This is a genomic window from Salinimicrobium flavum (assembly GCF_042684505.1).
Taxonomy (GTDB): Bacteria; Bacteroidota; Bacteroidia; order Flavobacteriales; family Flavobacteriaceae; genus Salinimicrobium; species Salinimicrobium flavum.
In genome coordinates, this window is record NZ_JBHULT010000005.1 from 577,568 (window position 1) to 590,991 (window position 13,424).

Below are 13,424 nucleotides of genomic sequence, written 5' to 3' on the forward strand. Positions count from 1 at the left end.
TCCAGCAACCAAGATTTTTTTATTTGGATTTTGGTGCCTGGAATTTGAATTTTATTATTCAATGAGAATTTCCAGCAATTGTATGGCTGCATCACTTATTTTGGTTCCGGGGCCGAATACAGCTGCGGCACCCGCATCAAAAAGGAACTGATAATCCTGGGAAGGGATCACGCCCCCCACAATAACCATGATATCTTCCCTTCCATATTTTTTTAGTTCGTCGATCACCTGCGGCACAAGAGTTTTGTGCCCGGCCGCAAGGGACGATACCCCAAGAATATGTACGTCGTTCTCTACCGCCTGTTTTGCCGCTTCTGCCGGGGTTTGGAACAAGGGGCCTATATCTACGTCAAACCCAACATCGGCATATCCTGTTGCTACTACTTTGGCCCCACGGTCATGCCCATCCTGCCCCATCTTTGCGATCATGATACGTGGCCTGCGACCTTCTTTTTCTGCAAAAAGATCGGCCATTTCCCGGGCTTTCTTAAAGGAGGAATCGTCTTTCATTTCTTTTGAATACACACCGCTAAATGATTTTATCTGAGCTTTATATCTTCCGAAAACCTCTTCAAGAGCATCACTTATCTCACCCAAAGTGGCCCGTTCCCTGGCAGCTTCCACTGCTAAAGCTAACAAATTGTCTTTGCCCGAGCGTGCTGCCAGGGTAAGTTTTTTCAGGGCGGCAGTAACTTTCTGCCGATCCCTTTCGGCCCTAAGTTTTTCCAGCCTTTCGACCTGCTGTTTTCGAACCGTTTGGTTATCTACCTCGAGGGTCACAATTGGGTCTTCTTTATCTCTGCGATATTTGTTCACGCCCACGATAATATCCTTACCGCTGTCAATCCTAGCCTGCTTTACCGCAGCAGCTTCTTCAATTCGTAATTTAGGGATCCCTGCTTCAATAGCTTTTGTCATCCCGCCGAGTTCCTCCACCTCCTGTATAAGGTCCCAGGACTTTTGAGATATCTCGCGGGTAAGGGATTCAACGTAATAACTTCCTGCCCATGGGTCAACAGTCCTGGTGATCTGCGTTTCCTGTTGCAGGTGAAGCTGTGTGTTCCGTGCAATACGGGCAGAGAAATCTGTTGGCAGGGCTATGGCCTCATCAAGGGCATTGGTGTGCAAACTCTGAGTGCCTCCAAATGCTGCTGCCGCTGCCTCTATACAGGTGCGGGCAACATTATTAAAAGGATCCTGCTCGGTAAGGCTCCAGCCACTGGTTTGACAGTGCGTACGTAAAGCCAGCGATTTCTCATTTTTGGGATTGAATTGTTTCACCAACTTTGCCCACAGGGCCCTTGCCGCACGCATCTTGGCGATCTCGGCAAAATGATCCAGGCCAATGCCCCAGAAGAAGGAGAGACGCGGGGCAAAACTGTCAATATCCATTCCCGCTTCCAGTCCTTTGCGAATATATTCGAGTCCGTCTGCCAGGGTATAGGCGAGTTCAATTTCACTGGTGGCTCCCGCTTCCTGCATATGATATCCGGAAATACTGATGCTGTTGAATCGCGACATATTCTTCGAAGAATATTCAAAAATGTCTGATATGATCTTCATTGAAGGAGTAGGCGGGTAGATGTAGGTGTTCCTAACCATAAACTCCTTTAAAATGTCATTTTGGATGGTGCCCGAAAGTTGTTCTGGTTTCACGCCCTGCTCTTCGGCAGCAACAATATAAAAGGCCATGATGGGCAAAACCGCACCGTTCATGGTCATGGAAACAGACATCTGGTCGAGTGGGATCTGATCGAAGAGGATCTTCATATCTTCAACCGAATCTATCGCTACACCGGCTTTTCCTACGTCACCCACCACACGTTCATGGTCACTGTCGTAACCTCTGTGAGTAGGAAGGTCAAAGGCTACAGAAAGTCCTTTTTGTCCCGCAGCCAGGTTCCTGCGGTAAAAAGCATTGCTTTCTTCTGCCGTCGAGAATCCCGCGTATTGTCTTATAGTCCAGGGACGAAGTACATACATGGTGCTGTAAGGCCCCCTGAGATAAGGGGGTATACCTGCTGCAAATTTTAAATGGTGTAAGCCTTCAATGTCTTGGGAGGTATAAGTCTTTTTTTCGGCGTCCTGTCCCGGACCGTCTTCTGAAGGAATATTTTTAAGGAGTTGTATCTTTTGAAGATCTTTTCTGCTCATGATCTGGTGTGGTTCAAAGTGGTTGGTTAAATCGAGCCGGTATCTATTCTTCGTTTTCAAGGCGCTCCTGTTCCATTTTCTCCGTAAGTCGTTTTTCAAGGATAGGAGGTAACAAAGTCTTTCGCGGTTTCTGTTTGAGGAAAGGGTATAGTTCCAGTTCCTCCTTCATGCGGTCTGCGGGATTAGGGAATTTATTGGAGCCTATTAAAACGATATCTCCCGCGTCAAAAAGATCCTGTTCCTTCTGAGCACTTTGAGCGATCTTCCTTTGGATGATCCCTTCTTTTAACTGAATCAAAAATCCGCCGCCTTTTTCGATCTCCCTAAAGATATCCAGGCCTTTTTCGGCCATTTGATGGGTAAGCGTTTCAATATAATAGCTGCCTTCTGCAGGGTTTGCAACCTTTTCGAAGTAACTCTCATGTTTGAGGATCAGAAGTTGATTTCGGGCAATGCGGCTTCCAAACTTGTTGTTTTTATGATAAATGGCATCATAAGCCATATTGCAAATACTGTTGGCTCCTCCCAGTACTGCGCTCATACATTCGGTGGTGGTGCGCAACAAATTGACATTGAAATCGTACAGGGTCTTATTTCGCTTTGAGGGTTGGGCAAGAATGTGGCATTCCTGGGAGAGACCGTATTCTCCCGACAGGGTGGCAAACAACAGGCGAAGGGCTCGCAGTTTGGCGATCTCAAAAAAGTAATTAGGACCGGTCGCTGCAATAAACTGAAACCTGATATTCTTTTTTTTCTCTTCGGAAAGTTTGCTGTCCTTTATATGATTGAAATATTCATTGACATGGGCCATGGCATAGGCCAGTTGCTGCGGTATGGTAGCCCCGGCATTTTGATAGAGGCCGGTGTCTATGCTTATCACGGAAGCAAGATTTACTGAATTTTCCAGGGCTGCATCTAATGCTTCATGGTCTTTTTTAAGATCTTCATACCAGTTCCCCGTGCGGGCCAGGTTTCCAATGATATCAAGGTGGAGGTAGATCTTCGAATTACTTCCGGCGGCCTCGTTCAGTTTCTTTACAAAATCCCCCGAAAGAAACCCGGTTTTCAAATAGATAGGATACTGCTCATGGTCAATTTCTGAAAAAAGTATTTTCAGGTCAACTTCTTCCGAAGGAATAATGAACCACAGACCTTCAGCTCCTTTGAGAAGGGCTTCCCTGGCTTTTTTGTTGGCTCTTTCCGCAGAAGAAACATAGATCTGCTCCACTATATTCCAGGATGGCGGTGCTTTTAATCTGGCCGGGGCAGGGGTTTCATCTGGATGGTAAAAAGGCTTTACATCAATCCCGTCCAATGATTTCCAGACAAGGGTCTCATTATAATCGGCGCCTTTGAGGTCAACCTGTATCTTCTGTTTCCATTGTTTGGCAGATACCTCCTCAAATTCATTGAATAGATCCTTACTCATAATGTTAAGTTTTTAGCTGCAGCCAACACAGACCAAAAGGGAATCCTACTCTTCTTCCTGGAATTCTATAATAAAGATCTCTTCATTTTCCCTTTTCATGAAGTATTCGCTCCTTGCAAATTTTTCAAGTTCCAGTGAATCATTTAGGTTTTCCATGATCGCCCTGTCTTTAGCGATCTCGTGCAGGTAATATTGTTTATTCTTTTCCAGGTCATCTATTTCACTGTCAAGTTCGTGATGAATGAACCAGGAGTTACTGTCAAGGAAGAACATCCAAAATACGAAGGCTACAGTAACCAGGATATACTTGTTACTGGCAATACGGAACCACTTATTGCTGAGGAGTTCTTTCAATTTCATGGATTAAATATACAAAATTACAGTAAACGCTGCCTTATAATTGTTTGTACGATATCAATTGCTACGGTATTGTAACGGTTGGTAGGAATGATGATATCTGCAAATTCTTTTGTGGGTTCAATAAACTGCTGGTGCATGGGTTTGAGGGTGGTCTGGTAGCGGTTAAGCACCTCATCCAGGTCACGTCCTCTCTCGGCTATGTCGCGCTTTAACCTTCTAATCAGCCTTTCATCACTATCTGCATGAACATAGATCTTGATGTCAAACATTTCCCTGATATCGGGGTGGGTGAGAATAAGGATCCCTTCTACAATGATCACTTTGCGGGGTTCTATCGTGATCGTTTCCCCTGTGCGGTTGTGTTCCTTAAAAGAATATACCGGTTGCTGAATGTTTTTACCGGCCTTAAGGTCCTGCAGGTGCGAGACCAGTAGATCAAAATCTATAGATTTGGGATGGTCAAAATTGATCTTTTTTCTATCCTCAAAAGATAAATGAGTGGTATCCTGGTAATAAGAGTCCTGAGAGATGACATCAACTTCCTCGTGCTTGAGTTCTTCAATTATCTGGTTAACAACGGTGGTTTTTCCGCTACCGGTTCCCCCGGCAATTCCAATGATCAACATATTCCAAAATTTGGCGCAAAGGTAATTATTTACCTGTGGTAAAAACTACAATTATTTTTCTATAGCTGCCACTTCCTCTTTGGTAACAGGTTTTTCTACATTATTACCCCAGGAGTTATTGATGTAATTGAAAACATCTGCTATTTCTCCATTTTCAAGGCCCAGTGCAGGCATGAGGTTATCATATTTTTCCCCGTTCACTTTTATGGGGCCTTTAAGTCCATACTTAACGGCATGAATAGAGGCTTCCCTTTTTTCAGTCAACCAGTCTGAATCTTTAAGAGGCGGAAAAACCCCGGCAATCCCTTCCCCGCCTGCGAGATGGCAGGAAGCACAGAAGTTGTTGTAAATCCCGGCACCACGGGAGATACTTTCTTTAAGTTCCGGACTCTTTTCTGCGGAAATATGATCTAAAGAATTCTCTCCTTCAGAAGCATTTTTACAACCGGCAAATAAAAACAATGAAAAAATGAGGATAAGCTTATTCTGCATTCTCCTTTGGAGTTATTCTTACAATACCTTTTCCTTCTGCTGAAACGTATATATATCCATCGGGGCCTTCAACAACATCCCGTACACGGCCTACCTGCTCGAGGATCTTTTCTCTTGCCGTCACTTTCTTGCCATCAAGGCTGAGGTGTTCTACATATTGGAATTTAAGGGATCCTACAAGAAGATCACCTTTTAACTCGGGGTATTTATCTGACGTTATAAAGGCAAATCCGCTCGGCGCGATAGAAGGCACCCAGTAGAAGATTGGATCTGCAAAACCTGGTCCCGAGGTTTTGTCTGTAAAAGAAGTACCGTCGTAATTGATACCGTAGCTAACCACTGGCCACCCAAAGTTTGCACCTTTTTTGACCACATTGATCTCATCACCTCCCTGTGGGCCATGCTCATGAACCCAGATCTCACCGGTTTCAGGATTGAAAATCATTCCCTGAGGATTTCTGTGTCCGTATGAAAAAGTGGCTTCTTTTGCGTTTGCTTCTCCCACAAACGGGTTGTCCTGCGGAATGCTGCCATCAAGGTTTAGCCTGTAAACTTTTCCGCCGTCACGGGTGAGATCCTGTGGGTTCACATCTCTGTCTCCACGGTCACCAATGCTGAAATATAAATGACCTTCCCCGTCAAAATCTATACGTGATCCAAAGTGCTGCCCCCTGGTGGAATTTGGAGTGGCTTTATAAAGCACTTCTTTATTGGTGAGTTGGTTATTTTCGAGTTTTGCACGCATAAGTTCGGTATTGCCGCCTTCTCCCTCCCCTTCAGAAGAGGCATAGGTGAAATAGATCCAGCCTGTGCTGTCGTAATCAGGACTTAAAGCCACATCCAGAAATCCTCCCTGGCCGCGGTTATACACTTTTGGTGCCCCTTGCACCTGTTGTTTTTGCCCATCTCTGAAATGAATAAGTTCCCCGCTTTTTTCGGTGATCAACATACTGCCGTCTGGAAGAAAGTCCATTCCCCATGCTATCTGCAGGTCGGGTACTATCACCTCGTACTCATATTGAGCGCTGGTTAAATTTTCTTCAGGAATGGTGATGGGCTTGTTTGGTTGCTGTACAGTATCGGTAACAACAGCCTGATCTTCATCGGTGGTTTTTCCGTTTTCGCCACAGGCGATAAGACTAAGACTAAGACTAAGGCTAAGAAGAAGTAGGTTTCTCATTTTTAAATATTGAAGGTGATCATTAGATTCCGAAGGTCAAAGATAACAAGAAAATAATGAAGAATATATAAGCTGAAAAATAGGAAGCGGTACTTAGGGTTTCCTTTCTCAAATACAAAAGATAATTTCTGACTACATTAATATTTATAGAAGAATTACCTTGAATCTGGGTTGAGAATTTTAGTAATTGGAATTTTGAGCATCCCTTTTCAAAAATCAACCTTATTCCTGAAAATCCTTTGATTTACTTATTGTAGCTTCAATACTCTGCAGGAAGCTGTTAACTTCAAAGGGTTTGGCGATAAAATTATTAGCTCCGGCAGCGATACAAATTTCCCGGGCACCATCAAATCCTGACATCATGAGAATAGGTACATCTGAGACCGAGTCTGTATTCCTTATTTCTGCGCAGATCTGTGTCCCATCGATCCCACTCAGTAATTTATCCATAATTACAAGGTCAAAATTATCCTTCATTAGATTTTCGACCGTTTCACCGGGCAATCTTAAAAGGCTTACCTCATAACCATTCATTTCAAGCTGGTCTTGAAGTATAATCCCCAGGTGGTAATCGTCCTCAACTAGTAGAATTTTATTCATATTTATTTTTTATGTTGATTTGATAAATTTTGTCTTAAAAGATACTGTAAAGGATATTCGTTTATTTTACTTATCCCTTAAAAGGGGCAATAACCACTTTTTCAGGAAAAATCCTTATGGTTCAAAAACCTGATTTTCTTTTCCGTGTGCTGCTGTCACTTGCCAAAAATAGCAACCTGTCTTAATACACCAATCACTAATTATATTAAAAAAAGGTTATAATCTTCTTTTTTATTGAAAATTGATCAATAGAGGGGCATATTCCCTCACAAAGCAGGCTATTTAACACTCTGAAGGGGTCCTCACCATCGGCTTCCCATTTTTTTAATTATCCAATTTTCACATTTATTTCACACAATTTTTGGATATAAAGTTCTTTTTTTACGGTCCCGTTAAATTAAAACCCCAGAAGTTTATTTTCCATATTTACCCAGTTTAGTTGAATTAAACCCCTCAGTTAAAATGTCAAAAAAGACCAATTCCCCCAAATCAAGTAGCAAAAATCCTTCCCGGGAATTTACGCCAGCAAAACGCCCAATTGTAAAAAAGTCCAAAAGGGTAGCTGATAAGGAAATGTTTAAGGACAGCGATTACATGCATGAACAGTTGGACAGATTAATATTTGCACTGGAAGCATTTAGGGAAGGTGATATTTCTGTTCGGCTGTCAAAGGAAAGGAATGATAAGTTCGCTGATGTGGCCGAAGCATACAACACCATGGTTGAAATGATTGGGGGGGTAAGTACAGAAGTATCCCGTATATCACGTGTTGGTGGAATCGAAGGTAACCTTGATGCCAGGGCAGAATTTAGGGCCTCCACCGGGGTTTGGAAGGATATGATCGATAACATTAACATCCTTATTGAAGCAATTGCAAAACCGGTACTTGAGGTAAGCCGTATTCTTAACAGTATAGCGGCAGGAAAACTGGAAGATAAATTTAGTCTTACTGTAACCGGTGATTTCCGGGCTATGGCCGATGTAATCAACCGAACCCTGGGGAGTTTGAATATTTTTGCGGAACAGGTAACCCTGGTGGCACGTGAGGTGGGTGTAGAAGGAAAACTGGGAGGACAGGCAAGTGTACCTAACGTATCGGGAACCTGGAAGGATCTTACAGATAATGTAAACCACATGGCGAGTAACCTGACAGAGCAGGTACGGGAAATTGCCCGGGTAACCACAGCGGTGGCCGATGGGGATCTCTCCAGAAAAATTACGGAAGAAGGAAAAGGTGGGGAAGTTCTTGGGTTATCCACTACCATTAACAGAATGGTGGATTCCCTGAACATCTTTGCTGCAGAGGTAACCAACGTGGCGCGTGAAGTGGGTGTAGAAGGAAAATTGGGAGGACAGGCAGATGTGCCCGATGTTGCGGGGACCTGGAAGGATCTTACGGTGAACGTAAACACGATGGCTTCCAACCTTACAGCCCAGGTGCGGGAGATCGCCGGAGTAGCGACTTCTGTTGCAAATGGTGACCTTTCAAAGAAAATATCTATTAATGTAAAAGGAGAGATTGCAGAACTAAAGGATACCATTAACCAGATGGTGGATTCCCTGAACATTTTCTCTGACGAGGTAACCCGTGTGGCACGGGAAGTAGGTACAGAGGGAAAACTGGGAGGACAGGCTACAGTACCCGATGTGGCAGGAACCTGGAAAGATCTTACCGACAATGTAAACACAATGGCAAGCAACCTGACCAATCAGGTGCGGGAGATCGCCTCTGTAACCACAGCGGTTGCGCAGGGAGACCTTTCACAAAAAATTACAGAACAAGGAAAAGGGGGAGAGGTATTGATCCTTTCCAATACGATCAACAGCATGGTTGACTCGTTAACCTTGTTTGCTGCGGAAGTAACACGTGTTGCACGGGAAGTGGGTACCGAAGGAAAACTGGGAGGACAGGCAACTGTACCAACTGCAGCCGGAACCTGGAAAGATCTTACCGACAACGTGAATATCATGGTAAGCAACGTGACAACCCAGGTAAGGGAAATTGCGAATGTGGCAACCGCGGTAGCCGATGGGGATCTTTCACAAAAAATTACTATTGATGTGAAAGGAGAGATTGCGGAACTTAAAGACACCATCAACCAGATGGTGGACTCACTGAACATCTTCTCTGATGAGGTAACCCGGGTTGCGCGAGAGGTAGGGACAGAAGGAATTCTTGGAGGACAGGCTGAGGTACCCGACGTGGCCGGAACCTGGAAAGATCTTACAGATAATGTAAATTATATGGCCTCGAACCTTACCACACAGGTAAGGGAAATTGCGAATGTGGCAACGGCGGTGGCAAAAGGAGATCTTGCTCAAAAAATTGCCATTGAAGCGAAAGGCGAAATTGCAGAACTAAAAGAAACCATCAACACGATGGTGGATTCCCTGAATATATTTTCAGATGAGGTAACGCGTGTGGCACGCGAGGTAGGTACCGAAGGTATTCTTGGAGGTCAGGCGCAGGTTCCAAACGTTGGGGGTGCATGGTGGGAATTAACAGAGAATGTGAATACCATGGCATCTAACCTTACCACCCAGGTAAGGGAAATTGCATCGGTAACCAAGGCTGTTGCGAACGGAGATTTATCTAAAAAGATTTCCGAAGAAGAGAAAGGGGGAGAAGTACTGGAACTTTCCACGATCATCAATACGATGGTGGATTCCCTGAACATCCTTTCCAACGAGGTAACACGGGTGGCCCGTGAGGTAGGTACCGAAGGAATGCTGGGAGGTCAGGCAGAAGTGCCCAATGTTGCGGGTGCGTGGCTGGATCTTACCGGAAATGTGAATACCATGGCGAGTAACCTTACCAGTCAGGTAAGGGAGATCGCCAACGTAGCAACTGCGGTAGCAAACGGGGATCTTTCTCAAAAGATTTCCATTGATGTAAAAGGAGAAATTGCTGAACTAAAAGATACGATCAACCAGATGGTGGACTCGCTGAACGTTTTTGCTGCGGAAGTAACCCGTGTGGCACGTGAGGTGGGAACCGAAGGTATGCTGGGAGGACAGGCAAAAGTACCAAACGTTGCGGGCACCTGGAAAGGTTTGACCGATAATGTGAACACCATGGCGAGTAACCTTACCACACAGGTACGGGAGATCGCATCGGTTACAACTGCAGTTGCAAACGGGGATCTTTCACAGAAAATTTCTGAACAAGGAAAAGGAGGGGAGGTATTGGAACTTTCTACCACCATTAACATCATGGTCGACGCCCTGAACATATTTGCAGATGAGGTTACCAATGTGGCCCGTGAAGTGGGAACAGAAGGAATCCTGGGAGGACAGGCCGAAGTACCAAACGTTGCAGGATCCTGGAAAGACCTTACCGATAATGTGAACCAGATGGCGAGTAACTTAACTTCGCAGGTACGGGATATCGCAGGTGTATCTACCGCATTGGCCCGTGGAGATTTCTCCAGGAAAATTGATGTGGAAGTTAAGGGTGAGGTTCAGGAACTTAAGAATAACATCAATGCGATGGTTGACAGTTTCACCACCATTGTAAAAGCGGCAAATACTATTGCCGAAGGTAACTTTGCCATTGAGATGCCACTTCGTAGTGAGGCAGATCAACTGGGTATCGCTTTGAACACGATGACCGAGAACCTGAAGCGAATTTCTGAAGAGAATGAGAATGAAGCATGGATTAAGACAGGTCAAGCTGGACTTAACGACAGAATGCGTGGGGAACAGGACCTTTTGACCTTATCCAAAAATATTATTTCCTATCTAACTAAATACCTGGACGGTCATGTGGGAGTAATTTATCTGGCCGAAAAGAACAACGATAAAAAACAGTTGAGAATGACTGGTTCCTATGCGTTTACCAGAAGAAAATCGCTTAAAACCACATTTGATTTTGGGGAAGGTCTTGTAGGACAGGCTGCTCTCGAAAAAGAAGTGATCGTCATTTCAGGTATACCTACAGATTATATTAGTGTTTCTTCAGGTCTGGGGGAAACAAAACCACAGAATATTTTGGTCCAGCCATTTATTATAGATGGCGAAGTAAAAGGGGTGATCGAAATTGGTTCTTTTAAATCCTTTAATGACAGTCAACTGGAATTAATGCGATCAGTTGGAGAAAACATAGCTATTACCACAAACTCTTCCCTGGACAGGGAGAAAATGAAGGACCTGCTTGAAGAGTCGCAACGACAATCTGAAGAGTTGTTGAAACAACAGGAAAAACTTCAAATCCAGAGTAAGGAATTGCAGATGGCTAATGAAGATCTTGAATCCAAGACTAAAGATTTGGAAATGCAGAAAGAAGATCTGCAATTTAGCAGGGTTGAGGTTGAACGAAAAGCCAAGGAATTGGAGCTGGCCAGTAAGTACAAATCAGAATTCCTGGCCAATATGTCTCATGAATTGAGAACTCCCTTGAACAGTCTTTTGATCCTTTCTAAGGATCTTAGTGATAACAGAAAAGGGAATTTGTTGAAAGACCAGCAAAAATCTGCCAGTATTATTTATGAAGGCGGGTTAAGCCTGCTAAACCTTATTAATGATATTCTGGACCTTTCCAAAGTAGAAGCCGGGAAACTACAGATCCATCCCGAAGAAGTGCTGGTTGAGAACCTTGCAAATAACCTGCAAAACCAATTTGAGCCCCTGGCAAAATCAAAAAAGCTAAAGTTTACTATTCAATCCAGGTCTAATGCACCTGACAGGATAATAACCGACGGGCAGCGTTTGGAACAGATCATAAAAAACCTCATTTCCAACGCAATTAAATTCACACAAAAAGGCTCGGTGAACGTTTCTATCGGTAAACCTGATGAGAGGGTTAATTTCCGCGAAATTACCTTGTCAAAGTCAGAGGTTTTGGAAATATCAGTAAAAGATACCGGAATTGGAATTCCTGAAGCAAAGCGAATGATGATCTTTGAGGCATTTCAGCAGGCAGAAGGAGGTACCAGTCGTCAATATGGAGGTACAGGACTTGGATTAACTATTTCGAGGGAACTTTCAAGACTATTAGGGGGTGAAATCCATATAGAGAGCACAGAAGGAAAAGGTAGTATCTTTACGGTTTATATCCCTCTGGATCTTACCAGTGCCCCGATAAAAGAAATAGATGATGCTATGTCTGCTTACAGCAAACCAGAGTACGCCAACTCTGGAAATAGTGACGCACTGGAGTTGGCCGACAGGAAATCTGTGGATATTCCAGAAGCCTATATTCCCGATGACAGAGAAAATTTAAAAGTTTCCGAATATTCCCTTTTGATCATTGAGAATGGCAAACTTTCAGCTCAAACGGTAAAGAGAATAGTGCAGCAATATGGCTATAAGTTCCTGTTTGCACGGGATGGAAAAGAAGGAATGAAACTGGCTGTGCAATATCAACCTAATGGTATATTGCTGGATGGACAGTTACCGGATATAAAGGGACTCATCGTTCTGGAACATTTGAAATTTAATTTGAAGACCAGACATATTCCGGTGTATTTAATGGCAGCAGCAGATCAGGGTCGGGAGGCCCTTAAAAAAGGTGCATTTGGCTTTAGTCAAATGCCTGTTTCCTACAAGGATATTGAAAATGCCATTCATAAGATGGAAAAATTGCACACTTCACTTACTAAAGAGCTCCTGATTATCGAAGATGATGAGACATCTTTAAAAGCAATTAAAAGGATTCTGAATAATAAGGAGGTAAATATTTCTACTGCTGTTACCGGGAGGGACGCATTAAAAATGCTCATGTCCCAAAGATTTGATTGTATTACTCTTGACCTCAATCTACCGGACATAACCGGATTTGAGGTGTTGAAAAAGTTAAAATCCAATCAAAAGGCCAGTAATACACCGGTAGTGGTTTATACCGGGAAGGATCTAACTAAAAAAGAACTTAAAGAACTGAACAAATTTGCAGATAGTATCTTAATTAAAGGTGCTGCTTCACCAGAACTACTTTTGGATGAGGTTTCCCTGTTTTTGCATAGTGATGAAAGCAAGTTCTCGACCCGACAAAAAAAGATAATGACAGATCTGCATGACCCCAGGCATGTTCTAAAAGACAAAAAAGTACTGTTGGTAGATGATGACGGTCGCAATTCATACGCGCTTTCCAAAACCCTGAGTGACTCGGGCATGAAGGTAATTGTTGCGGAAAACGGAAAATTGGCGATTGAGAAATTAGAGCAGGAACAAGGTATTGATATTGTATTGATGGATGTAATGATGCCCGTAATGAACGGATATGAAGCCACAACCGAAATCAGGAAAAATCCAGCCTATAAAAATTTACCTATAATTTCCTTAACTGCTAAAGCTATGCCAGAAGACCAGGCCAAGTGTCTTGAGTCAGGTGCCAATGATTACCTCACCAAACCGGTCAATATTGACAAATTATTGAACATATTGCAGTTATGGCTACACCAGTAATGTAAAGGCAGGAGAATTTATTATTAGAAAAAACTTTTATAACTTCTCCTGGTACCGGGAGTAAATTTATCTCACCTTCTCTTAGGAAGAAAAGATTTTAATAGTAGCGCAGGAATAAAAAGATGTTTATATTTGCAGCCCGTTAAACAGCGGTGTATGCTTGACCTTTGTCAGGACAAAA

At 43.4% G+C, this 13,424-nt stretch carries 7 protein-coding genes and 1 pseudogene; 1 reads left to right on the forward strand and 7 read right to left on the reverse strand.

Annotated features, from left to right (window positions below; all coding sequences use genetic code 11):
* Nucleotides 1-54: 54 nt before the first annotated feature.
* From scpA to ACFSTG_RS03105, 7 genes and pseudogenes are all read right to left on the reverse strand, one after another.
* The gene (gene scpA, locus ACFSTG_RS03075; protein ID WP_380748434.1) at nucleotides 55-2,154 is read right to left on the reverse strand and encodes a methylmalonyl-CoA mutase; all 2,100 of its coding nucleotides are present in this window, start codon (nucleotides 2,152-2,154) and stop codon (nucleotides 55-57) included.
* A gap of 43 nt (nucleotides 2,155-2,197) precedes the next feature.
* Complete coding sequence (locus ACFSTG_RS03080) at nucleotides 2,198-3,583, reverse strand: methylmalonyl-CoA mutase subunit beta (protein WP_380748332.1); 1,386 nt, start codon at nucleotides 3,581-3,583, stop codon at nucleotides 2,198-2,200.
* 45 nt (nucleotides 3,584-3,628) lie between these two features.
* Nucleotides 3,629-3,943, reverse strand: coding sequence for an FtsB family cell division protein (locus ACFSTG_RS03085; protein ID WP_380748334.1), 315 nt, complete (start codon nucleotides 3,941-3,943; stop codon nucleotides 3,629-3,631).
* A gap of 17 nt (nucleotides 3,944-3,960) precedes the next feature.
* A pseudogene (gene udk / locus ACFSTG_RS03090) lies at nucleotides 3,961-4,593 on the reverse strand (uridine kinase); the annotation flags it as partial.
* 27 nt (nucleotides 4,594-4,620) lie between these two features.
* Nucleotides 4,621-5,061: a c-type cytochrome gene (locus tag ACFSTG_RS03095; RefSeq protein ID WP_380748336.1), complete on the reverse strand. Its 441-nt coding sequence runs from the start codon at nucleotides 5,059-5,061 to the stop codon at nucleotides 4,621-4,623.
* Nucleotides 5,051-6,241, reverse strand: coding sequence for a PQQ-dependent sugar dehydrogenase (locus tag ACFSTG_RS03100; protein WP_380748338.1), 1,191 nt, complete (start codon nucleotides 6,239-6,241; stop codon nucleotides 5,051-5,053). Before ACFSTG_RS03100 ends, ACFSTG_RS03095 begins: the two co-directional genes overlap by 11 nt.
* 222 nt (nucleotides 6,242-6,463) lie before the next feature.
* Nucleotides 6,464-6,841, reverse strand: a complete 378-nt coding sequence (locus ACFSTG_RS03105) for a response regulator (RefSeq protein ID WP_380748340.1) — start codon at nucleotides 6,839-6,841, stop codon at nucleotides 6,464-6,466.
* Between the two features lie 462 nt (nucleotides 6,842-7,303).
* Here ACFSTG_RS03105 and ACFSTG_RS03110 point away from each other — a divergent pair, with 462 nt between their 5' ends.
* The gene (locus ACFSTG_RS03110) at nucleotides 7,304-13,243 is read left to right on the forward strand and encodes a HAMP domain-containing protein (RefSeq protein WP_380748342.1); all 5,940 of its coding nucleotides are present in this window, start codon (nucleotides 7,304-7,306) and stop codon (nucleotides 13,241-13,243) included.
* Nucleotides 13,244-13,424: the final 181 nt, after the last annotated feature.